The organism is Methylobacterium sp. HMF5984, from assembly GCF_045033435.1.
GTDB lineage: Bacteria > Pseudomonadota > Alphaproteobacteria > Rhizobiales > Beijerinckiaceae > Methylobacterium.
Genome location: NZ_JBJFLN010000001.1, coordinates 2,929,222 through 2,951,713, shown reverse-complemented (window position 1 = coordinate 2,951,713; position 22,492 = coordinate 2,929,222). Strand labels below are relative to the sequence as shown.

21 protein-coding genes are annotated in these 22,492 nt (G+C 71.5%); 15 read left to right on the top strand and 6 right to left on the bottom strand.

Translation table 11 applies throughout. The features are described from left to right. Positions 1-12: 12 nt before the first annotated feature. The 3 genes from ACFZ8E_RS14295 to dinB form a co-directional block, all read right to left on the bottom strand. Complete coding sequence (locus ACFZ8E_RS14295; protein WP_147727705.1) at positions 13-312, bottom strand: hypothetical protein; 300 nt, start codon at positions 310-312, stop codon at positions 13-15. 96 nt (positions 313-408) lie between these two features. After that, positions 409-1,287 carry an SDR family oxidoreductase gene (locus ACFZ8E_RS14290; protein WP_147727704.1) on the bottom strand — a complete coding sequence of 293 codons (879 nt, stop codon included), beginning with the start codon at positions 1,285-1,287 and terminating at the stop codon, positions 409-411. Between the two features lie 114 nt (positions 1,288-1,401). Next, positions 1,402-2,442, bottom strand: a complete 1,041-nt coding sequence (gene dinB / locus ACFZ8E_RS14285) for a DNA polymerase IV (RefSeq protein ID WP_147859264.1) — start codon at positions 2,440-2,442, stop codon at positions 1,402-1,404. A gap of 221 nt (positions 2,443-2,663) precedes the next feature. Between dinB and ACFZ8E_RS14280 the strand changes: the two genes are divergently transcribed. The 7 genes from ACFZ8E_RS14280 to ACFZ8E_RS14250 all read left to right on the top strand — a co-directional run bounded on the left by ACFZ8E_RS14280 (position 2,664) and on the right by ACFZ8E_RS14250 (position 10,098). Further along, the gene (locus tag ACFZ8E_RS14280; protein WP_147728758.1) at positions 2,664-2,975 is read left to right on the top strand and encodes a septum formation initiator family protein; all 312 of its coding nucleotides are present in this window, start codon (positions 2,664-2,666) and stop codon (positions 2,973-2,975) included. A 208-nt stretch (positions 2,976-3,183) separates the two neighbouring features. Next, entirely contained in the window at positions 3,184-4,248 is a 1,065-nt protein-coding gene (gene pdhA, locus ACFZ8E_RS14275) for a pyruvate dehydrogenase (acetyl-transferring) E1 component subunit alpha (protein ID WP_147728757.1), read from the top strand. Between the two features lie 70 nt (positions 4,249-4,318). Beyond that, complete coding sequence (locus tag ACFZ8E_RS14270; protein WP_243948819.1) at positions 4,319-5,770, top strand: pyruvate dehydrogenase complex E1 component subunit beta; 1,452 nt, start codon at positions 4,319-4,321, stop codon at positions 5,768-5,770. Between the two features lie 62 nt (positions 5,771-5,832). Beyond that, the gene (locus ACFZ8E_RS14265) at positions 5,833-6,108 is read left to right on the top strand and encodes a DUF5076 domain-containing protein (RefSeq protein WP_147844303.1); all 276 of its coding nucleotides are present in this window, start codon (positions 5,833-5,835) and stop codon (positions 6,106-6,108) included. Positions 6,109-6,121: 13 nt separating this feature from the next. Continuing rightward, positions 6,122-6,733, top strand: a complete 612-nt coding sequence (locus tag ACFZ8E_RS14260; RefSeq protein WP_243948821.1) for a Uma2 family endonuclease — start codon at positions 6,122-6,124, stop codon at positions 6,731-6,733. 3 nt (positions 6,734-6,736) lie between these two features. Continuing rightward, positions 6,737-8,167, top strand: a complete 1,431-nt coding sequence (locus ACFZ8E_RS14255; protein ID WP_405043027.1) for a pyruvate dehydrogenase complex dihydrolipoamide acetyltransferase — start codon at positions 6,737-6,739, stop codon at positions 8,165-8,167. A 200-nt stretch (positions 8,168-8,367) separates the two neighbouring features. Further along, positions 8,368-10,098, top strand: a complete 1,731-nt coding sequence (locus ACFZ8E_RS14250; protein ID WP_405043026.1) for an L-lactate permease — start codon at positions 8,368-8,370, stop codon at positions 10,096-10,098. Between the two features lie 99 nt (positions 10,099-10,197). Here ACFZ8E_RS14250 and ACFZ8E_RS14245 read toward each other — a convergent pair whose 3' ends face one another. Continuing rightward, positions 10,198-12,231: a methyl-accepting chemotaxis protein gene (locus tag ACFZ8E_RS14245; protein WP_405043025.1), complete on the bottom strand. Its 2,034-nt coding sequence runs from the start codon at positions 12,229-12,231 to the stop codon at positions 10,198-10,200. A gap of 405 nt (positions 12,232-12,636) precedes the next feature. On the opposite strand from ACFZ8E_RS14245, the gene ACFZ8E_RS14240 reads away from it, so the two are divergent. From ACFZ8E_RS14240 to ACFZ8E_RS14220, 5 genes are all read left to right on the top strand, one after another. Then, positions 12,637-12,888 carry a hypothetical protein gene (locus ACFZ8E_RS14240; RefSeq protein ID WP_405043024.1) on the top strand — a complete coding sequence of 84 codons (252 nt, stop codon included), beginning with the start codon at positions 12,637-12,639 and terminating at the stop codon, positions 12,886-12,888. 300 nt (positions 12,889-13,188) lie between these two features. Then, a complete protein-coding gene (uvrA, locus tag ACFZ8E_RS14235; protein WP_405044384.1) occupies positions 13,189-16,341 on the top strand; it encodes an excinuclease ABC subunit UvrA in 3,153 nt (1,050 codons plus the stop codon). A 184-nt stretch (positions 16,342-16,525) separates the two neighbouring features. Next, entirely contained in the window at positions 16,526-16,675 is a 150-nt protein-coding gene (locus tag ACFZ8E_RS14230; RefSeq protein ID WP_243948827.1) for a hypothetical protein, read from the top strand. 218 nt (positions 16,676-16,893) lie between these two features. After that, positions 16,894-17,853, top strand: a complete 960-nt coding sequence (locus ACFZ8E_RS14225) for a transporter (RefSeq protein WP_147729404.1) — start codon at positions 16,894-16,896, stop codon at positions 17,851-17,853. A gap of 219 nt (positions 17,854-18,072) precedes the next feature. Continuing rightward, positions 18,073-18,633 (top strand): fasciclin domain-containing protein, encoded by a 561-nt coding sequence (locus ACFZ8E_RS14220; protein WP_405043023.1) that lies wholly within the window; start codon positions 18,073-18,075, stop codon positions 18,631-18,633. Between the two features lie 127 nt (positions 18,634-18,760). On the opposite strand, the gene ACFZ8E_RS14215 is transcribed toward ACFZ8E_RS14220, so the two are convergent. After that, positions 18,761-19,510, bottom strand: coding sequence for an anti-sigma factor domain-containing protein (locus ACFZ8E_RS14215; RefSeq protein WP_405043022.1), 750 nt, complete (start codon positions 19,508-19,510; stop codon positions 18,761-18,763). Continuing rightward, positions 19,507-20,058: a sigma-70 family RNA polymerase sigma factor gene (locus tag ACFZ8E_RS14210; protein ID WP_147729996.1), complete on the bottom strand. Its 552-nt coding sequence runs from the start codon at positions 20,056-20,058 to the stop codon at positions 19,507-19,509. Before ACFZ8E_RS14210 ends, ACFZ8E_RS14215 begins: the two co-directional genes overlap by 4 nt. Before the next feature lie 394 nt (positions 20,059-20,452). Between ACFZ8E_RS14210 and ACFZ8E_RS14205 the strand changes: the two genes are divergently transcribed. The 3 genes from ACFZ8E_RS14205 to ACFZ8E_RS14195 all read left to right on the top strand — a co-directional run bounded on the left by ACFZ8E_RS14205 (position 20,453) and on the right by ACFZ8E_RS14195 (position 22,459). Further along, complete coding sequence (locus ACFZ8E_RS14205; protein WP_147727653.1) at positions 20,453-21,427, top strand: S1C family serine protease; 975 nt, start codon at positions 20,453-20,455, stop codon at positions 21,425-21,427. A gap of 160 nt (positions 21,428-21,587) precedes the next feature. Further along, on the top strand, positions 21,588-21,890 hold the full coding sequence (locus ACFZ8E_RS14200) for a GCG_CRPN prefix-to-repeats domain-containing protein (RefSeq protein WP_243933182.1): 303 nt from the start codon (positions 21,588-21,590) through the stop codon (positions 21,888-21,890). Positions 21,891-22,312: 422 nt separating this feature from the next. Next, positions 22,313-22,459 carry a DUF1127 domain-containing protein gene (locus ACFZ8E_RS14195; RefSeq protein ID WP_147727651.1) on the top strand — a complete coding sequence of 49 codons (147 nt, stop codon included), beginning with the start codon at positions 22,313-22,315 and terminating at the stop codon, positions 22,457-22,459. Positions 22,460-22,492: the final 33 nt, after the last annotated feature.

Here is a 22,492-nt window from a genome sequence, read left to right as displayed (position 1 = left end):
GCGGCTGCCGGCTCAGGCGGCCTGGCCGCCGTAGGTCGCGAACGAGGACTCGACCTTGTCCGCGAGCGCCGGCTCGACCTCGGCCGAGACCTTGAGGCGCCCGGCGAGCTTCGGCTCGCCGTCGGTGTGGGTCTTCTCGACGCGGCCGTCCTCGATGTCGGCGCCCGCGGTCTCGGTGCCGGCGCTGTTCTCGTCCGAGACCGGCGCGATGGTCACGGCCTTGCGGTCGATCTTGTGCTCCTGGACGAGGTGCTCGACCGCCATCTCGGCGTCGCGGCGGGTCTCGAACGTGGCGGCGATGATCTTCGACATGGATCTGGCTCCGATGGCGGGGCGGTCCGGCCCCGCGGGGGTTCCGCCGTCAATCGCAGGCGCGGCGCTCCGTTCCGGATCGCCGCGCCTCGTGCGTCAGTACATCGGCGTGCCGCCGGTGACGGGCACCAGGGCGCCGGACATGTAGCTGCCCTCGCGGGACGCCAGCAGCACGTAGGCCGGGGCGAGCTCGGCCGGCTGCCCGGCGCGGCCGAGGGGCGTGTCGGCCCCGAGCTGCTCGATCTGCTCGGGGCTCTTCACGATCGGCTGGATCGGGGTCCACACGGGGCCGGGCGCGACGCAGTTCACCCGGATGCCCTTCGGCGCCAGCAGGTTCGACAGCCCGATCGTCAGGCTCGCGATCGCGCCCTTGGTGGCGGCGTAGATCAGCATCGTCTTGTCGGCGACCTTGGCCTGCTGGCTCGTCGAGTTCACGATCGCCGAGCCCGGCTTCATGTGCGGCACCGCCGCCTGGGCGAGGTAGTACATCGCGAAGACGTTGGCGCGGAACGAGCCCTCGAGGTCCTCCGCCGTCACGTCGTCGAGCCCTTCGTTGATCGTCTGCGCGGCCGCGTTGTTGACCAGCACGTCGAGGCGCCCGAACGCGGCCACCGTGCGGGCGACGAGGTCGCGGCAATGGGCCTCCTCGCGCAGGTCTCCCGGCAGCAGCAGGACGCGGCGCCCGGCCCGCTCGACCCAGCGCGCCGTCTCCTCGGCATCGGACTGCTCGACCGGCAGGTAGGAGATCGCCACGTCGGCGCCCTCGCGGGCGTAGGCGATCGCCACCGCGCGGCCGATCCCGGAATCGCCGCCGGTGATCAGCGCGACCTGATCCGTCAGCAGCCCCTTGCCGACGTAGCTGTGCTCGCCGTGATCGGGGGCGGGGGTCATCCGCGACGACAATCCCGGCCGCTCCTGCTGCTGGTCGCCGGGGAAGGGGGGCCGGGCTCCGGCCTCGCGGGGATCGTCGGTCATGGTTGGCTGCTCCCGGTGTCGCTTCCCATCGAGATAGGGCGCGGCGCCGCGGACGCAGGCGCGACCCGATGACCGCGGCGCCGGCGATCCCGATCGAACGATCGCGGCGACGCCTCAGATCGCCAGGCCGAGCTGCAGCGGTTCCGCGGCGTCGCCGTGGTCGAGGGCCGAGAGCGAGACGCCGAGCAGCCGCACGCTGCGCCGGAGCGGGCGGAGGTCGCGCAGCAGGCCCAGGCTGATCGCCTCCAGGCTGGCGCGGTCGCCGACGGGGGCCGCCAGGGAGCGCGCCCGCGTGACCTGCGCGAAGTCGGAGAACTTCACCTTCAGCGTCACGGTCCGGCCGCGCAGCCCCTTGGCGGCGCAGGCCGCCGCGACCTTGTCGAGGATCGGCGCGAGGCGCTCGGCGAGGATTTCGAGGTCGGCGCTGTCGTCGGAGAAGGTGTTCTCGGCACCGATCGACTTGCGGATGCGGTGCGCCCGCACCGGGCGCTCGTCGATGCCGCGGGCCACCCCGTGATAGTAGGGGGCGGCGCTGCCGAGGATGGCGGCCAGATCCTCCAGCGAGCGGGCCTTGAGGTCGCGGCCGGTATGGATGCCGAGGCGGCGCATCTTCGCCTCCGTCACCGGGCCGATGCCGTGGAAGCGGCCGATGGCGAGGTCCTCGACGAAGGCCGGGCCCATCTCGGGGGTGATCACGAACAGCGCGTCGGGCTTGCGGTAGTCCGAGGCGACCTTGGCGAGGAACTTGTTGTACGAGACGCCGGCCGAGGCGACGAGTCCGGTGCGCGCGCGGATCGTGGTGCGGATCGCCCGGGCGACGGCGGTGGCGGTCGGCAGGCCCTGCAGGTTCTCGGTGACGTCGAGGTAGGCCTCGTCGAGGGAGAGCGGCTCGATCACCGGCGTGTGCTCGGAGAACACCGTCCGGATCTCCTCCGAGATGCCGCGGTAGACCTCGAAGCGCGGGCGCACGAACACCAGGTCCGGGCAGAGCCGGCGCGCCGTCACCGAGGGCATCGCCGAGCGCACCCCGAAGGCCCGCGCCTCGTAGCTCGCGGCGGCCACCACGCCGCGCTCGCGCGAGCCGCCGACCGCGACCGGCCGGCCGCGCAGGGCCGGGTCGTCGCGCTGCTCGACGGAGGCGTAGAACGCGTCCATGTCGATGTGGATGACTTTCCGCACCGGGGCGGTCACTGCGCTGTCCCGTTCCGCGAGACCGCCGCACCGCAGGGCGGCCGCCTCGATGTTCGATCTTTGTTCCGACTGTCCATCGCCGCGGGGCGCGGTTCAACCCATCCGGGCGCCGCCGTCCACCGCCGAGCGCACGATCGGCGGCCGCGGCAAAGGCTTTGTTAACCGACCCGGACGATGGTCGCGCCATGGTCGTCCGTCGCCGCGTCAGAATGGTCGTTTTGCCTCTCAGCCTCTGGACCCTGTCCGGGCTGGTGGTCGGCTACTTCGTGTACCAGGCCGAGAACGGCAACCGGGGCCTGGAGGCCAAGCGCGCCCTCAAGATCCAGGCCTTCGGGCTCACCCGGGAGCTCGCGGCGGCCAAGGCCGAGCGGGCGACCTGGGAGCACCGCGTCGCGCTGCTGCGCAGCGAGCAGATCGACCGCGACCTGCTGGAGGAGCGCGCCCGGGTCGTCCTCGGCCGGGTGCACGCCAACGACGTGGTCGTCATCGACCCGTGAGCGGGCACCGCCTCCAGTCCCGCGCGCGTCCCGGCTTGAACGCGGCCCGCATCCGCCGTCCCGAGGGGATCATGCCGATCGGGCGTGCGGATCGGGCATGCGGATCGGGTATGACAACCACAAACACCTGTCAGAGCGTCGGCCCTCGCATTCCCGGAGCGCGTGTCCTAAACCGGGCGGGAACAGACGCCAGCACGGGAGCACGCCGATGGATGCCGCGAAAGATGCGGGGCAGCCCAACCCTGCCGCGGAGACGCCGGAGGCCGTGGCGGCCGAGCACCAGCCCGCACCGAACGCGCCGCAATTCACCCGCGAGGAAGACCTCCACGCCTACCACCAGATGCTGCTGATCCGCCGCTTCGAGGAGAAGGCGGGGCAACTCTACGGAATGGGCCTGATCGGCGGGTTCTGCCACCTCTACATCGGCCAGGAGGCGGTCGTCATCGGCATGCAGATGGCCTCGGTCGACGGCGACCAGGTCATCACCGGCTACCGCGACCACGGCCACATGCTCGCCTGCGGCATGGACCCGAAGGGGGTGATGGCCGAGCTCACCGGCCGCCGCGGCGGCTACAGCCGCGGCAAGGGCGGCTCGATGCACATGTTCAGCCGTGAGAAGCAGTTCTTCGGCGGGCACGGCATCGTCGGCGCGCAGGTCTCGCTCGGCACCGGCCTCGGCTTCGCCGACGCCTACCGCAAGAACGGCAAGGTCAGCCTGACCTACATGGGCGACGGCGCGGCCAACCAGGGCCAGGTCTACGAGAGCTTCAACATGGCGCAGCTGTGGAAGCTGCCCGTGGTCTACGTGATCGAGAACAACCGCTACGCCATGGGCACCTCGGTCGCCCGCGCCTCGGCGCAGACGGACTTCTCCCGCCGCGGCATCTCGTTCGGCATCCCCGGCGAGCAGGTCGACGGCATGGACGTGCGCACGGTCCGCGAGGCGGCGGGCCGGGCGATCGCGCATGCCCGCACCGGGGAGGGGCCCTACATCCTCGAGATGCAGACCTACCGCTATCGCGGCCACTCGATGTCCGACCCGGCGAAGTACCGCACGAAGGACGAAGTCTCGAAGATGCGCGACGAGCACGACCCGATCGAGATGGTGCGCAAGCGCCTGATCGAGCTGCACGGCGTCGCCGAGGCCGAGCTCAAGGCCACCGACGCCAAGGTCCGCGAGACCGTCAACGACGCCGCCGAGTTCGCGACGCACGATCCCGAGCCGGATCCGTCCGAGCTGTGGACCGACATCCTCCTGGAAGCGCGCGCCTGAGGGCGCGCCGCCGCCCCGCGACGATCCCCTGCCAGGCCGCCCCGCCCGCCTCACCGATCAGAGACCCTCCATGGCGACCGACATCCTGATGCCCGCCCTGTCTCCGACCATGGAGGAGGGCAAGCTCTCCAAATGGCTCAAGAAGGAGGGCGACGCGATCAAGTCCGGCGACGTGCTCGCCGAGATCGAGACCGACAAGGCGACCATGGAGGTCGAGGCGATCGACGAGGGCACGCTCGCCAAGATCCTGGTCGCCGAGGGCACCGAGGGCGTCGCCGTCAACACCCCGATCGCGATCATCGCGGGCGAGGGCGAGGACGTCGCGGCGGCCGCCGCCGGAGGGGCCTCGTCGAAGCCGAACGGTGCGGACACGGGCGGGCAGCCCGCCCCGACGCCGACGATGCAGGCCGAGGGCATGGCCTCCGGCCCGTCGGCCACCGCCAAGACCGGCGACGACAAGCCCGCGGCGCCGGCCGCGCCCGCCACCATCACCAACAAGGCCGCCGAGCCGGTGATGGAGGAGTTCCCGGCCGGCACCGAGATGGTGACGATGACCGTCCGCGAGGCGCTGCGCGACGCCATGGCCGAGGAGATGCGCCGGGACGAGGACGTCTTCGTGATGGGCGAGGAGGTCGCCGAGTACCAGGGCGCCTACAAGGTCACGCAGAACCTGCTGCAGGAATTCGGCGCCCGCCGCGTGGTCGACACCCCGATCACCGAGCACGGCTTCGCCGGCATCGGCGTCGGCGCGGCCCTGTCGGGCCTGAAGCCGATCGTCGAGTTCATGACCTTCAACTTCGCCATGCAGGCGATCGACCACATCATCAACTCGGCGGCCAAGACCCTGTACATGTCCGGCGGCCAGCTCGGCTGCCCGATCGTGTTCCGCGGCCCCAACGGCGCCGCCGCCCGCGTCGGCGCCCAGCACAGCCACGACTACGCCGCCTGGTACTCCAACGTGCCGGGCCTGAAGGTGATCGCCCCCTACACGGCGTCGGACGCCAAGGGCCTGCTCAAGGCCGCGATCCGCGACCCGAACCCGGTGATCTTCCTCGAGAACGAGATCCTGTACGGCCAGACCTTCCCGGTGCCGAAGCTCGACGACTTCGTGCTGCCGATCGGCAAGGCGCGGATCCACCGCACCGGCAAGGACGTGACCATCGTCTCCTTCGCCATCGGCATGACCTACGCCCTGAAGGCGGCGCAGATCCTGGCCGACCAGGGCATCGAGGCCGAGGTGATCGACCTGCGCACGATCCGGCCGATGGACACCGAGACCGTGCTCGCGTCGGTCAAGAAGACCGGCCGCTGCGTCACGGTGGAGGAGGGCTTCCCGCAATCGGGCATCGGCGCCGAGATCTCGGCCCGCCTGATGGTCGACGCGTTCGACTACCTCGACGCGCCGGTGCTGCGCGTCACCGGCAAGGACGTGCCGATGCCCTACGCCGCCAACCTCGAGAAGCTGGCGCTGCCCAACGTCGCCGAGGTCGTCGAGGCGGCCAAGGCCGTCTGCTACCGGTGAATGCGATCCGCCTTCGTGCCTGACCGGCGGGAACGGGGCCGATCGATGGGTCATGACGTCGTATGAGTGAATCCTTCCAAGCCCTCGAGGTCCCCCCCGACGCCCTGGAGCAGGGCGGCATCGAGGTGCTGCGCGCGGCCGTGGTCGACGGGGCGGTGAGCGTGGCGTTGCGCCGGTCCTTCGACGACCCCGCCACGTGGGGCCGCCTGATGGTCGACCTCGCCCGGCAGGCCGCCCGCGCCTACGCCCTGGAGACCGACCTGTCGGAGGAGGAGGCGTTCGAGCGCATTCGCGCGGGGTGGGAGGCCGAGGGCCTCGATCCCGGCGGCCTGAACTGACGGGATTCTGGCCATGGCCGAACCCGCGCTCCGGCACGCCACCTACGCCGACCTCGAAGCGGTCCCCGACCACCTCGTCGCCGAGATCATCGACGGGGCGCTGGAGACGCATCCGCGACCGCGGCCGCGGCATGCGATGGCGGCGGCGGGATTGGCCGCGGAGCTGAACGCGCCCTTCGGACGCGGGCGCGGCGGACCGGGCGGCTGGATCTTCATGATCGAACCCGAGCTCCATCTCGGAGCGCAGGTCGTGGTGCCCGATCTCGCCGGCTGGCGCCGCGAGCGGCTGCCGGCCGAGCCGGAGACCGCCTTCGTCGAGACGCCGCCGGACTGGGTCTGCGAGATCCTGTCGCCGTCCACGGTGCGTCTCGACCGCGGCCCGAAGCGGCGCATCTACGCGGAGGCCGGCGTCGGGCACCTCTGGCTGCTCGATCCCGCCGACGGCGTGCTGGAGGCCTTCGCGCTGACCGCGTCCCGATGGCTGCTGCTCGGGACGGTGACGCGCCGCGAGACCGTGGCCCTGCCGCCCTTCGACGCCGTCCCGTTTCCGCTGGACGACCTGTTTCCCTTCGCCGATCCCCGCGCCGAACCCGACGCCCCCTCCCTGCCCTCGGACGAGACCTGAACCATGCCCGTCAACGTCCTGATGCCCGCCCTCTCGCCGACCATGGAGAAGGGCAACCTCGCCAAGTGGCTCAAGAAGGAGGGCGACGCGATCAAGTCCGGCGACGTGCTCGCCGAGATCGAGACCGACAAGGCGACGATGGAGGTCGAGGCGATCGACGAGGGCGTGCTCGCCCGGATCGTCGTGCCCGAGGGCACCGCCGACGTGCCGGTCAACGACCTGATCGCGGTGATCGCCGTGGACGGCGAGGATCCGGCCGGGGTCCAGGCGGGCGGCGCGGCGCCGGCGCCGGCCCAGGCGCCGAAGGCCGACGCGTCGTCGGCGAACGAGAACACCACGCCCGGCGGCGGCCACATGTCCTACGAGCGGGTCAACGAGGCCCCCGACGGGGCGCGGCCCGCTTCCGATCCCGTTAGCGCCAAGTCCGAAGGCGCTGCCCATCCGCCGAGCGGGGCGGGCGAGCGCGTCTTCGCCTCGCCGCTGGCCCGCCGCATCGCGAAGCAGGAGGGCATCGACCTCTCGGCCGTGCAGGGGTCGGGCCCGCGCGGCCGGGTGATCGAGCGCGACGTCCGCGCCGCCAAGGAGGCCGGCACCGGCAAGGCCGCGCCCGCCCCCAAGGCGGCCCCGAAGGCGCCCGAGGCGGCACCGCCGGCGCAAGCCGCCGCGCCCGCCCCCGCGGCCAGGGCCGCCGGCCTCACCACCGATCAGGTCCGCGGCTTCTACGCCAAGGACAGCTACGAGGAGGTGCCGCTCGACGGCATGCGCAAGACCATCGCCAAGCGCCTCACCGAGGCGATGCAGGTGGCGCCGCACTTCTACCTGACCGTGGATTGCGAGATCGACGCGCTGATGGCGCTTCGCGAGCAGCTCAACCGGAGCGCCGGCAAGGACAAGGACGGCAAGCCGCTGTTCAAGCTCTCGGTCAACGACTTCGTCATCAAGGCGATGGGCCTCGCCCTGACCCGGGTGCCGATGGCCAACGCCGTCTGGGCCGAGGACCGGGTGCTGCGCTTCAGGAACGCCGAGGTCGGCGTCGCCGTGGCGATCGACGGCGGCCTGTTCACCCCGGTCATCCGCCGGGCCGACGAGAAGACGCTGTCCACCATCTCCAACGAGATGAAGGACTTCGCGGCCCGTGCGCGCGCCAAGAAGCTGAAGCCGGAGGAGTACCAGGGCGGCGTCACCTCGGTGTCGAACCTCGGCATGTTCGGGATCAAGCACTTCACCGCGGTGATCAACCCGCCGCAATCCTCGATCCTGGCGGTCGGCGCCGGCGAGAAGCGGGTCGTGGTCAAGGACGGCGCGCCCGCCGTCGCCCAGGTGATGACCGCGACCCTCTCCTGCGACCACCGCGTGCTCGACGGCGCGCTCGGCGCCGAGCTGATCGCGGCCTTCAAGGGCCTGATCGAGAGCCCGATGGGGATGCTGGTCTGACGACGGGCCGGTCGCGCGGCGCGGCGAGACCGCGTCGTGCCGAGCCGAGCCGCCGGCCGCTTTCGCGATAAGTGCCGGAGCGGTCGGCGCGCAACACCTTCTGAATACATTATCTCTCGGCGTTGAGCCGGATTCGCCGCTCTGCTAGCACCGCCTCCAACGGCCCGCGGATCAACCCGGGCCATCGGAGGAATGCGCCCGTGGAACCCGTCCAAACCTGGAACCAGGTCTACGATCCGTTCGGCAACCCGTGGCTGTCGACGCTGGCCGCCTCCGTGCCGGTGATCGCGCTGCTCGCCATGATCGCCAGCGGCAAGGTCAAGGCCCACATCGCGGCCGTGCTCGCCCTGGTGCTGGCCTTCGCCCTCGCCGTCGGCGCCTTCGGCATGCCGCTCGGCCTCGCGACCCGCGCCTCGCTGCTCGGGATGGTGACCGGCTTCTTCCCGATCGGCTGGATCATCCTCAACGTCATCTTCCTCTACCGGCTGACGGTGGAGAAGGGGTGGTTCGCCATCCTCCAGCAATCGGTGGCCGGCATCACCACCGACCGGCGGCTGCAGCTGCTGCTCGTCGCCTTCGCCTTCGGCGCGTTCTTCGAGGGCGCGGGCGGGTTCGGCACGCCGGTGGCGGTCACCGGCGCGATCCTGATCGGGCTCGGCTTCTCGCCGCTGGCAGCCTCCGGCCTGTCGCTCATCGCCAACACCGCGCCGGTGGCCTTCGGCGCGCTCGGCGCGCCGATCCAGGGCCTCGCCTCGGTGACGGGCTACGACCCCTACGTGCTCGGCGCGATGATCGGCCGGCAGCTGCCGGTGTTCTCGCTGATCGTGCCGTTCTGGCTGATCTGGGTGTTCGCGGGCTTCCGCGGCATGGTCCAGGTCTGGCCGGCGATCCTGATCTGCGGCGGCGCCTTCGCCGCGGCCCAGTTCGGCATCTCGAACTACGTCAACCCGTGGATCGTCGACATCGGCGCCTCGATCGCGGCGATGGGCGCCCTGGTGCTGTTCCTGAAGGTCTGGAAGCCGGCCGCGATCTGGACCTCGCCGGCGCTGCGTGGCAACGACCCGTCGATCGGCTACGGCGCGCCGCGGCCGGTGGCGCTCGGCGCCGGGGTTCCCTCCGACCTGCCCCGCGCCCCGGCCGCCACCGGCCGCACCGCCACCTCCGCCGAGATCGCGCTGGCCTGGCTGCCGTGGATCATCCTGTCGGTGATCGTGGCGATCTGGGGCACCGGCTGGTTCAAGGCCATCGTCAACCCGATCTTCACCTGGAAATACGAGGTGCCGGGCCTGCACAACGTGATCATGAAGGTGCCGCCGGTGGTGGCCAAGGCCCATCCCGAGGGCGCCGTCTTCCTGTTCACCTACATGTCCTACACCGGCACCGGCGTGCTGATCGCGGCGCTGATCTCGGGCCTGATCATGCGGTTCTCGCCCGTCCGCCTCGTCACCGCCTACGTCGAGACGATCTGGGTGCTGCGCTACTCGCTGATCACCATCGCGGCGATGCTCGCGCTCGGCGTGCTCACCCGCTACGCCGGCGTCGACGCGACGCTGGGCCTGGCGTTCGCCGGAACCGGCATCCTCTACCCGTTCTTCGGCACGCTGCTCGGCTGGCTCGGCGTCGCGCTGACCGGCTCCGACACGGCCTCCAACGTGCTCTTCGGCGGCCTGCAGAAGATCACCTCGGAGCAGCTCGGCCTGTCGGGCGTGCTGATGGCCTCGGCCAACTCGTCGGGCGGCGTGATGGGCAAGATGATCGACGCCCAGTCGATCGTCGTCGCCTCCACCGCCACCGGCTATTTCGGCCAGGAGGGCAAGATCCTGCGCTTCGTGTTCTGGCACTCGATCGCGCTCGCCTGCCTGGTGGGCGGGCTGGTGATGCTCCAGGCCTACGTGCATCCCTTCACCGCGATGGTGATCCACGTTCCGTAGCCTCGCGCCCGAGATCGCCGGCGACACCAAAAAAGCCCGCCCCCTGCGGAGGGGGCGGGCTTTTCCTTTGGCGCAGTCTGGCGACGGGGGAGGGCGGCCTCAGGCCGCCCGCACGCCGGCCAGGAAGTGGTCGACCGCGCCGCGCAGGTCGCCGGCCTGGCTCGACAGCGCGCTCGCCGCGGCGAGCACCTGGGCCGAGCCGGAGCTCGCCGTCCCGGCCGCCTCGCTGACGCCCCCGATATGCTCCGACACCGCGCGGGTGCCCTGCGAGGTCTGGGCGGTGGTGCGGGCGATCTCGCCGGTCGCGGCCCCCTGCTCCTCGACCGCGGCGGCGATGTCGCCGCCGATCTGGGCCAAGCGCCGGATCACGTCGGTGATCCCGCTGATCGCCTGGACCGAGGCGTCGGTGGAGGTGCTGATCTCGACGACCTTGGCCGTGATCTCCTCGGTCGCCCGGGCGGTCTGGCCGGCCAGCGACTTCACCTCCTGCGCCACCACCGCGAAGCCGCGTCCCGCCTCGCCCGCACGGGCCGCCTCGATGGTGGCGTTGAGGGCGAGCAGGTTGGTCTGGTCGGCGATCTGCGAGATCAGCCCGACGATCTGGGCGATGCTGCCGGCCGCCGTGGCGAGCCGCCGGACCTCGCCGGCCATGCCTTCGGCGTCGCGCTCGGCCGCCGCCGCGAGGTCGGCCGAGGCCGTGACCTGGGTGCCGATCTCGGCGACCGAGGCCGAAAGCTCCTCGGTCGCCGCCGCCACCGTGTCGGCCGAGAGCGCCGCCTCGTGCGACGCGCGGGCGACCTGAAGGCTCAGCGACGAGGCGTCCCCGGCCGCCCGCGTCATGCCGTGGGCCGCCGCCTCGAGCTGGATCGCCGCCGCCGAGACCGCCTCGACGATGCCGCCGACCCGGTCCTCGAACCCGTCGGCGAGATCGAGCGCCGCCGCGCGCCGGGCCAGCTCGGCGTCGGCCGACATCCGCTCCTGCGCCGCGCGGCTGCGGCGGCGCTCGGCGACGTTGTCGCGGAACTCGATCGCCGCGGCGGCGATGGCGCGGACCTCGATCGGGCCGCCCTGGGGAATCGCCACGTCGTCGTCGCCGCGGCCGATGGCGGTGAGCGCCCGCGACATCCGGGTCAGCGGCCGGGCCACCGCGGTGCCGAGGCCGAAGGCGAGGGCGCCCGACAGCAGGAAGATCGCGAGCGCCGCCCCCGACCAGATCGCGAGCGCCCGTTCGGCCGTCGCGCGAACGCCGCCGGCCTCCGCGGCGAGGTCGGCGGTGAGGTGGTCCTCGACCGCCTTGAGGCCGTCGATGCGCTGGGTCGCGAGTCGGAACCAGAGCGGGGCGTCGCGGAAGGCCAGGGCCTCGCCGGGCATGGTCTCGAGGGCGACCTTGCGCAGGCGCGCCACCTCCCGCGCCGGGGCGGTGGCCTCTGCGGCATCGAGCAGGGCTCCTTGCGCCGGCTCCGTCCGGGACCGGAACAGGCTCTCGTAGGTGGCCTGGTCGGCCTGGAGGGTGGCGAGGCGGCGGATCCCGGCGAGGTCGAGGCTGCCGGCGGCGAAGGCGGCGGAGGCGGCGGCACGCTCCTGGCCGGCATATTCCTTCATCGTCAGGAAGGCGGCGTAGGAGGCGGCGTGGTTGGCGATCCCGACGGGGCCGATCACGCCCGACAGGGCGCGGACCAGCCCGAGGCCTTCGCCGATCAGGCCGGTATAGGCGGCGGCCGCCTGGGGCGCCGTCGGCTTCAGCGCGTCGACGGCGTTGCGCTGCGCGTCCAGGCCGTCGAGCGCCTGCGCGAAGGCGTCGGCCTTGCGGGTGAAGGCGGGGCCGTAGGCCGCCGCGCCGGCCGCGACGGCGGCGGCGAGGCCCTGGCGCACGGCGTCGGTGCGGGCGCGCTGCGCGACCAGCTCCGCCTTGAACTGCGACCCCTTCGAGGCGAGGAACAGGCTGGAGGCGCCGCGCTCGCGCTGGCCCTCGTGCGCGAAGGCGCTGATCCGCGAGGCGAGGCCGACAAGGTCCTCGACCTGGACCATCTCGGCGCGCTGCGCCATCCGGTCGGAGATCGCGACGCCGGCCACCGCGGCGAAGGCGAGGCAGGGCGCCAGCGCCACCGCCACGATGCGTCCCCGCAAGGACATCGGAACACCGGTCTTCATTCGCCCGCCCACTCCTCGTCTCGGGACCGTTTCGACGAGAACGACTGCGCTACAACCGGTAAAGGCGCCGTTGCCATCGCAGGTCGACGCGCTGTTCGAGCGTCTCGCAAGCGATCTTCGACGGCGGGAGACTGCCGGCACCGTATTCGCGGACCCGGACGACAGGACATCGGCGGGCGATGCGGACGCGTCGTCCGGGCGAGCCCCGGGCACGACTTCCGGACTTGCGCGAAGATCCGCGATCCCGCCGACGGATCGGGACGCGGCGGCATGCATTCCGGACGCCCGATCAAGACGCCGCGCCCGGCGCCGCCCTATCACGAGGCGCCGAGAGAGCGCGCGGCGGGTCGGCCGCGACGACGCCGGGCGTACCCTTGGGAGGCCATCATGATCCGTACCATCCTCGCCGCGAGCCTGCTGATCGCCGGCCTCGCCGCCGCCCCGGCCCAGACCGGCGACATGTCCTGCGCCGACTATCTCAAGGCCGACGCGCAGGCGCAGGCCTCGATGAGCGCCGCCGACAAGGCGATGATCGCCGCCGACCCGCAGGCGGCCGCGATGGACGCGAAGATGCGCGCCTACTGCAAGGCCAACCCGAAGGCCTCCTCGTCCGAGGCGGCGATGAAGGCGATGCAGTAATCCCGCCGGAAGCCGCGCGCCCGGCACGGGCGCGCGGTGATCCTGGTCGTCGGCCGCTCCCGAACGGGGCCGGCGCAGCGAGAAGATGCGGGCGGCCGCAGGGCCGGACGCGTCGCGGAACGAGGGCCGAGTTGCCCACGTACGCGTTTCGTTCTAGCAGACACGCGAGCATGCCGGGCCTGCGTCCCGCCCGCCGCACCTTGCCGAAGGCTTCGGACGGACGACATGACCCGGCGCGGCGGTCGCTTTCGCGATCGCCGGATCCCGCCCGTGTCGACGCCTCGAAAGACCGCCCCCGCCATGGCCAAAGCCGTCGCCGCCAAGACGCCTGCTGGCAACAAGACGCCTGCTGGCAACAAGACGCCTGCTGGCAACAAGACGCCTGCTGGCAACAAGACGCCTGCTGCCGATAAGACGCCTGCTGCCAAGACGCCCGCCGCGAAAGCGCCGCCCGCCAGGAAGCCCGCGAAGGCGAGCCCGGCCGCGCGGGCGGTCGAGGCCGGTGTCGACGCGAAGCTCGAGCGCCTGTTCGACCGCGAGACGCCGGCGGAGCGCGACCGCCGGGTGATCTCGGTGCGCGGCGCCCGCGAGCACAACCTGAAGAACGTCGACCTGACGATCCCGCGCGACAAGCTCGTGGTGTTCACCGGGCTCTCGGGCTCCGGCAAGTCGTCGCTCGCCTTCGACACGATCTACGCCGAGGGCCAGCGCCGCTACGTCGAGTCGCTCTCGGCCTATGCGCGCCAGTTCCTGGAGATGATGTCCAAGCCCGACGTCGACCAGATCGACGGGCTCTCGCCGGCGATCTCGATCGAGCAGAAGACCACCTCGAAGAACCCGCGCTCCACGGTGGGGACCGTCACCGAGATCTACGACTACATGCGCCTGCTCTGGGCCCGCGTCGGCATCCCGTACTCGCCGGCCACCGGCCTGCCGATCGAGAGCCAGACCGTGCAGCAGATGGTCGACCGCGTCCTGGCGCTGCCCGAGAAGAGCCGGCTCTACCTGCTCGCGCCCGTGGTCCGCGGCCGCAAGGGCGAGTACCGCAAGGAGATCGCCGAGTTCCAGAAGAAGGGCTTCCAGCGCCTGCGGATCGACGGCGAGTACTACCCGATCGACGACGTGCCGAAGCTCGACAAGAAGCTCAAGCACGACATCGACGTGGTGGTGGACCGGATCGTGGTGCGGGCCGACATCGCGAGCCGGCTCGCCGATTCCTTCGAGACGGCACTCGAGCTCGCCGACGGCATCGCCGACATCGAGTTCGCCGACGTGCCGGAGGGCGAGACCCGGGAGAAGATCACCCTCTCGTCGCGCTTCGCCTGCCCGGTCTCGGGGTTCACCATCGCGGAGATCGAGCCCAGGCTGTTCTCGTTCAACAACCCGTTCGGCGCCTGCCCGACCTGCGGCGGCATCGGCCACGAGATGCGGATCGACGCCGAGTTGGTGATCTCCGACGAGGCCCTGAGCCTCAAGCGCGGCGCCATCGGCCCGTGGGCGAAGTCGACCTCGCCCTATTACGGGCAGACGCTCGACGCGCTCGCCCGGCATTACGGCTTCAAGACCGACCTGGCCTGGTCGCGGCTTCCCGAGGCGGCGCGCGCGATCATCCTCTACGGCTCCGGCAAGCAGTCGATCCGCTTCGACTACGACGACGGCATGCGCAAGTACGCCGTCAACAAGCCGTTCGAGGGCGTGATCCCCAACCTCGAGCGCCGCTACAAGGAGACCGAGAGCGACGCCGCGCGCGACGAGATCTCGCGCTTCATGAGCGAGACCCCGTGCGCCGCCTGCGGCGGCAAGCGGCTGAAGATCGAGGCGCTCGCCGTCAAGGTCGCGATGGAGGATATCGGCGCGGTCACCGCGCTCTCGGTCAGCGAGGCGCACCGCTGGTTCTCGGCGCTGCCGAAGAAGCTGACGCAGAAGCAGAACGAGATCGCGGTGCGGATCCTGAAGGAGATCCGCGACCGGCTGTCGTTCCTGGTCGACGTCGGCCTCGAATACCTGACGCTGGCCCGCGGCTCGGGGACCTTGTCCGGCGGCGAGAGCCAGCGCATCCGCCTCGCCTCGCAGATCGGCTCGGGGCTCACCGGCGTGCTCTACGTGCTGGACGAGCCGTCGATCGGCCTGCACCAGCGCGACAACGAGCGCCTGCTCGGCACGCTGAAGCGCCTGCGCGACCTCGGAAACTCGGTGATCGTGGTCGAGCACGACGAGGACGCGATCCTCCAGGCCGACTACGTGGTCGACGTCGGGCCAGGCGCCGGCATCCACGGCGGCCGGATCATCGCGCAGGGCACGCCCGAGGAGGTGCTGGCCCATCCCGACTCGCTGACCGCCAAGTACCTGACCGGCGAGAAGTCGGTGCGGACCCCGGCCGCGCGGCGGAAGGGGCGCAAGGGCAAGCTCGGGGTGTTCGGCGCCCGCGGCAACAACCTCAAGAACGTCGACATCGAGATCCCGCTCGGCACCTTCACCTGCGTCACCGGCGTCTCGGGCGGCGGCAAGTCCACGCTGATCATCGACACGCTCTACAAGGCGGTGGCCAAGCGCCTGAACGGCGCGCTGGAGCATCCGGCGCCCTTCGACCGGCTCGAAGGGCTGGAGCACCTCGACAAGGTCATCGACATCGACCAGTCGCCGATCGGGCGGACCCCGCGCTCGAACCCGGCGACCTATACCGGCGCCTTCACCCCGATCCGCGACTGGTTCGCCGGCCTGCCCGAGGCCAAGGCCCGCGGCTACCAGCCGGGCCGGTTCTCGTTCAACGTCCGGGGCGGCCGCTGCGAGGCGTGCTCGGGCGACGGCGTCATCAAGATCGAGATGCACTTCCTGCCCGACGTCTACGTCACCTGCGACGTGTGCAAGGGCAAGCGCTACGACCGCGAGACGCTGGAGGTGAAGTACCGCGCCAAGTCCATCGCCGACGTGCTCGACATGACCGTCGAGGAGGCCGCCGACCTGTTCAAGGCGGTGCCGACGATCCGCGAGAAGATGGAGACGCTCAAGCGCGTCGGGCTCGACTACGTCAGCGTCGGGCAGCAGGCGACGACGCTGTCGGGCGGCGAGGCGCAGCGGGTCAAGCTCTCGAAGGAGCTGTCGAAGCGCTCGACCGGCCGCACCCTCTACATCCTCGACGAGCCGACCACCGGCCTGCACTTCCACGACGTCGCCAAGCTGATGGAGGTGCTCCACGAGCTCGTCGACCAGGGCAACACGGTGGTGGTGATCGAGCACAACCTCGAGGTCATCAAGACCGCCGACTGGGTGATCGACATGGGCCCGGAGGGCGGCGACGGCGGCGGCGTGGTCGTCGCCCAGGGGACGCCCGAGCAGATCGCCGCGTCGACGGCGAGCCATACCGGGCGCTTCCTGCGCGACGTGCTCGCCCGCCGCCCCGCGGCGAAGCCGGCCGCTTCGCGGGCGGCGGTGGCGCGGCCGGCCGCGGAGTAGGCGCGCCGCGCCCTTCCGCCTCCCGGCGATGGGGACATCCGCTCGGCAAGATCTGCCGAGCGGTCGCGCCGCGTCGGCGTCCGATTCGGCCTGTCTCGCGGCCGATCCGCCCGTCCGGGCACGGCCCGACCGTCCGATCGCGACTTACGGAGCCCGCCGGCGCGGGCCGGGACGTCCCCCCGGGATGGCGATCGGTCCCGCCGGGCTTGCCGAATCCTCCCGCTACGCTTCCCCCGACAAGAGCCTGAAACGGATGCGCTATTCTGCCGAATCCGGCTTCTCCGAATGCAATTTCTGCGACCGTCGCTCGGCCGCCGCACCGCAGCAAGGTTGAGGCATTTGGGCAACGGTTCGGCTCTCGCTGTCCAGATCCGAGGCATTCCACTGTCTTTCCCAAGCGCTCTGTAGAATAGTTATCAGCGTTGAGACACGGGCCGGCTTCGTAGGGGGCGCTTGGCACATCTCGCACGGGAGCCGCGCAGACGGCAGACCGGCAAGGTAGTGCAGAGGCGGCGGGACGAAGTTCGGAAATCCTTGGGAAGGAACGAGAAAATGATGAAGACCTGGCTTGCCGCAGGTGCGGTCGCCCTCACCGTCGGCATGAACACCAGCGTTCAGGCGACGCCGTCCACGCAGCCCGGCGAGCAGGTCGGTCTCGCCTACGGCCCGCTGCCGGAAGGCGTCTACGCGATCAACACCTTCAGCACCGGCCGCGGCGACGCGCGCAACAGCCCGGACGTCGGCGTCAACGTGCCGATCCTGGTCTGGTCGACCGGCTTCAAGGTCCTCGGCGCGAGCATCATGCCGGTGATCGCGGTCCCGTCGGTGTTCGTGGGCACGAACAACGCGGCCGGCGTCCCGAACCAGGACCAGAGCTACTTCTACAACCCCTTCATCGGCAACATCTTCGCCTGGGATCTCGGCAACAAGATCAGCACCGCCTACCTCGTCGGCGCCTACATCGGCGTCGGCGACCGCGGCTCGCTCTGCAACGGCACGCTGACCGCCGGCTGCACCCCGGTGCTGCCGCAGAACGCCTCCACCTCGATCCGCAACACCGGCGCGATCTCGTACACCGGCGACGGCTACAACCTGACCGCGGCCCTGACGCACATCTTCTACGTCGACGACGCGGCCCGCTTCGGCGGTCAGTTTGCGGCGCTGGGCCCGATCGTGAACGCCGACGGCCTCTACCTCGACCTGACGGCGACCAAGACCTTCGGCAAGTTCGAGATCGGCGCCGTGGCCTACGGCTTCACCGACCTTCCGATCAACCGGAACCGCGGCGCAGCCTTTGCGGCCTATCAGCGTCAGGGCACGTTCGCGGCCGGTGGCCTCGTCGGTTACGACTTCGGCGCGTTCAAGGCTCAGGTGTTCGTGACGCGTACGGTCGCCGATCGCGGCGTCGGCGCCTTCGCCGACGAGACCCGCGGCTGGTTCCGCATCATTGCGCCGCTCTACACGGCGCAGGCCGCCGCCGCCGCGCCGGTGCCCCTGATGCGCAAGTACTGAGGCCGGGAGACGCGGCGGGTCCGGCGGGATCCACCGCCGACCGAGGTCGAAGCAGAAACCGCCCGGTCCGCGAGGACCGGGCGGTTTTTCTACGTTTCGGACGGCGCCGCGCCCGATGCGCGACCGGAATCGATCCCGCCCGAAACCTTTCCGTGCGAGGCTCCGTAAGGCCGCCCGTAGCCCCGCGCACCGGGGCCCTACGAACGGTCAGGATACCCCATGACGCAGCATCACGCTTCCCGCTTCGCCACCTTCGCCCTCGCGCTCGCCCTCGGCGCCGCGCCGGTCGCGGCCTTCGCCAAGAACCCGATGGTCGGCGGCGCGCCGATGTATGCCAACAAGACGATCGTCGAGAACGCGGTCAACTCCAAGGATCACACCACGCTCGTGGCCGCGGTGAAGGCCGCCGGCCTCGTCGACACCCTGTCGGGCCCGGGCCCGTTCACCGTGTTCGCCCCGACCAACGCCGCCTTCGCCCGCCTCCCGGCCGGCACGGTGGAGACGCTGGTGAAGCCCGAGAACAAGGCCACGCTCACCAAGATCCTGACCTACCACGTCGTCCCGGGCGTCTACACCGCCAAGCAGCTGATGGCCGAGGTCAAGAAGGGCGGCGGCGAGGCCCAGCTCAAGACCGTCGAGGGCGATCCCCTGGTGGTCACGTCCAAGGGCAAGAAGGTCTACGTGACCGATGCCAAGGGCAACACCGCCACCGTCACCATCGCCAACGTGATGCAGTCGAACGGCGTCATCCACGTCATCAACGGCGTGCTGCAGCCCTGATCGCGACCGCCGCGCTCCGGCCGAGGCGCCGGCGCGCGGCACGACGAGGAACACCCCGGGCCGCGAGGTCCGGGGTGTTCCTCGTTCCGACCTCGGTCATCGGGGCCGGGTCACGCGGATGCCAGCCTCACTCGCGGATCAGCGTGCCGGAATAGACCACCGGCCCGGTCGGGGCGCCGTTCGGCGATCCGCCCGGCGGCTCCACCGTCACGGCGATGAGCCCGCTCGCCGCGGTCTCCGCCGGCAGGGCGATCCGGGTCGCCGATGCGCCGACGAGGCCGATCGCCTTGGGGGACGCCCCGGAGCCGATGTACCAGAGCTCGAGGCTCTTGCCGGACGGGGTCTCGGCGCCCACCGGGCGCACCTCGGCGGTGCCCGTCGCCGTGTCGATCCGCAGCACGAGGGCGGGCAGCGCGCCGCCGCTCTGCACCACGGCGAGGTAGCGCGTGCCCGGCGCCGGCTCGTCCCGCCGGCCGCCGACCGCGACGAACAGCGCGAGCCCCGCCGCGAGCAGCCCCGTCCCCGCCGCCACGAGGCGCCAGCGCCGCACCTGCCTGACGAGGCGGATCGCGCGGTCGTCGTTGGCGGCCGTCGGCGCGGGGGCAGGGGGCGCGGAAGCCAGGGGCGCGGGGGCCGGGATCGCGTCCGCCCCCGTCAGCGCGCCGGCGATCCTGGGCCAGACATGGTCGGGCGGCATCTCGGCCGGAACGGCGAGGGCCAGCGGCCCGAGCCGCCGCTCCCACGCCGCCACCGCGCGCGCGGTGGCGGGATCGACGACGCGCTCCAGCTCGAACGCCGCGCGCTCGTCGGGCGAGAGCGAGCCGAGGACGTACTCGGCGGCGCGCAGGTCGCGCTCGGTCTCGGGCCCGGCGCTCACGCCTGCTCCTCCAGGCAGCCCTTGAGGGCGCCGAGCGAGCGGTGCAGCCAGGTCTTGATGGTGTTGACGGGCCGGTCGTAGTGCTGGGCCAGCTCCTCGCGCGACCAGCCCTCGCAATAGGCGAGCACGACGCAGGCGCGCTGCGCCTCGTCGAGGCGCGCGAGGCAGGCCGCGAGCGCGCCGCGTCCGACGATCGCCGCCTCGGTGTCGTGCGGGTCGATGAGACGTTCCACCCAGTCCTCGCCGTCCTCGCGCACCGGTCCCTGGACCTCGCCCTTGCGGCGGATCCCGTCGATGGCCCGGTTGCGCGCGATGGCGCAGAGCCAGGTCATCGGCCGCCCGGATTCCGGAGCGTAGGAGCCTGCCGCCTGCCAGACGCGGAGATAGACGTCCTGAAGCACATCCTCGGCCACGCTCCGATCCCGCTGGATACGCAGGATCACCCCGTAAAGTTTCGGTGATGTCAGGTCGTAGAGCGAGCGCAGGGCGCCCTTGTCGCCACCGGCGATCGCGCGCAGGATCCGCTGCAGGGTCGCGTCGTCGCCCAAGGATCGGTCGCCCAAGGATCGTCCCCCGTCCCATCGGCAGGTCCTCGCGCCGGACAGGCGAACGATCGGGACCGTTGCGGCAAGGGTTAGCGCATTCTGCGGTGATGAGAAGACGCGGCGCCCCGATTGCCGCGGTTCTCCCTAGGGATGCATCGCGGGGGCGATGCGGGGCGACGATGGCTCGGGCCGACCTTTCCCGCGGACGTTGCGGCTCGCCGGCACGGCCTCGCGCCGCGCCGCCCTCTCGCGCCGCGCCGCCGCGTCGCCCTGCCGGGGTGTCGCGACCGGTCGGCGCGTCCTATCTCCCGGATGGGGGCACGCGGCTCGCGCCCCTCGGACCACCGACCCTCCGGCACCTTACCGGAGCGCAGACATCTCGAAGGACCGACGCGGCATGGCCTCGCAGGGTGATTGGAAGATCCCGGCTTCGACGCAGCCGAAGCCCGGCGATTACGGCTACGACCTCGACCGCGCCCTCACGGCGATGGTCCAGCTCTCCGCCCGCGTGCCGGCCGAGGCCTTCACCGCCGAGACGCTCGGCACCGAGCGGGCGGGCAACGGCGTGGTCATCGGCGAGGACGGCCTCGTGCTCACCATCGGATACCTCGTCACCGAGGCGGAGAGCGTGTGGCTCACCACCAACGACGGCCGCTCCGTGCCCGGCCACGTCATGGGGTTCGATGCCGCCACCGGCTTCGGCCTCGTCCAGGCGCTCGGGCCGCTGGGCGTGCCGGCGCTCAAGCTCGGCACCTCCGGCAGCCTGAAGATCGGCGACCGGGCGGTGGTGGCCGGCGCCGGCGGGCGCCAGCGCTGCGTCGCCGCGCAGATCGTCGCCCGGCAGGAATTCGCCGGCTACTGGGAATACGTCCTGGACGAGGCGCTGTTCACCGCGCCCTCGCATCCGAACTGGGGCGGGACCGCGCTGATCGGCCCGGAGGGCGACCTCCTCGGGATCGGCTCGCTCCAGCTCCAGCAGGGCGGCACGTCGGGCCCGCGGGCGATCAACATGGTGGTGCCGATCGACCTGCTGCCGCCGATCCTCGACGACCTGACCTCGCGCGGGCGCGCCAACCGTCCGGCCCGCCCCTGGCTCGGCCTCTACGCCACCGAGAGCGAGGACGGCGTCGTGGTGATGGGGCTCGCCGACAACGGCCCGGCCGAGGCGGCGGACCTGCGCGCGGGCGACGTGATCGAGGCGGTGGCGGGCGAGCCGGTGGCGGATCTCGCCGACTTCTTCCGCAGCGTCTGGGCGCTGGGCGAAGCGGGCGTGCGGGTGCCGCTGACGATCCGCCGCGACGGCCGCGCCCTGAAGCCGACCCTGGTCTCGGGCGACCGCGAGCGCTTCCTCATGAGCCCGCCCCTGCACTGACCGTCCCTGTACCGCCCCTCTGCACTGACCGCCCCGCCCGGGCCGAAGCCTGGCTGTACGCAGCACAACACGGCCGTCAGTGGAAATTCATCCGGCACGCCGTAGATTTCTCGCTGCCCGGCCATTCCCTCCCTGGCCGGACATCGAAGGAGATCGCGTCATGACGCACGTGAAGACTTTTGGTGGGGCCGGCCTCGCGACGGCAGCCGGCCTGGCGGGAGCCCTGCTCCTCGCACCCGCCGCCCAGGCCATGCCGCTGGCGCCGCTGCCCGGCGGCGCCCTGATCGAGACCGTCGCCGGCGGCTGCGGCCCCGGCTTCCATCCCAATCCGTGGGGCGTGTGCCGGCCGAACTGGGGCCCGCGCCCGTACTGGCGGCGGCCGGTCTACGGCCCCTACGCCTACGGCCCGCCGCGCCCGTTCTACGGCCGCCCGGCCTATTACGGGCCGCGCCCGTTCTACTGAGACCGGGCCCGGCCGTCGGGCCGGGCCCCGCGCATGGACAGCGCCGCATCGCGCCTTTCGGCCGATGCGGCGCTGTCGTATTCACGATGCCGCACGCGGATCGACAGTGTTCGGCGATCGGATCGATGCGCGACGGTGCCGGCGCGCAGACGACGCAAGGTCATCGCTTGCACGTTGCCCAAGCCGATCGGACGCCGTTGGCCTCCTGAACTGCGAACGCGATCCGGGGCGCGCGAAGGCCTCGAAAACAGGCTTTCCAAAACCTTGCCAAATCGTTGTGCGCCGCATGCCGGGCTCGCATGGCTGGCTAACGAATGTCGGCCTGCCGCTGCGGCGCAGCAAGCTTATATGTGCATTGCACCAACAAGAGGCAGGCGGTGCCCAAGCGGTCGTCGCCGCCTGCCTGAACAAAGGTCAATGTCATGTCCGCCGCCCGTAGCGTCCTCAACCGTTTCCGCGCCTATCTCCGTTACCGTGAGACCATCACCGAGCTGTCGCGCCTGTCCGACCGCGACCTCGCCGACCTCGGCATCAACCGCTTCGAGATCCAGGGCATCGCCCGCGGCTGAACCGCCATCGCCCGCGGCCGAACTGCCATCGCC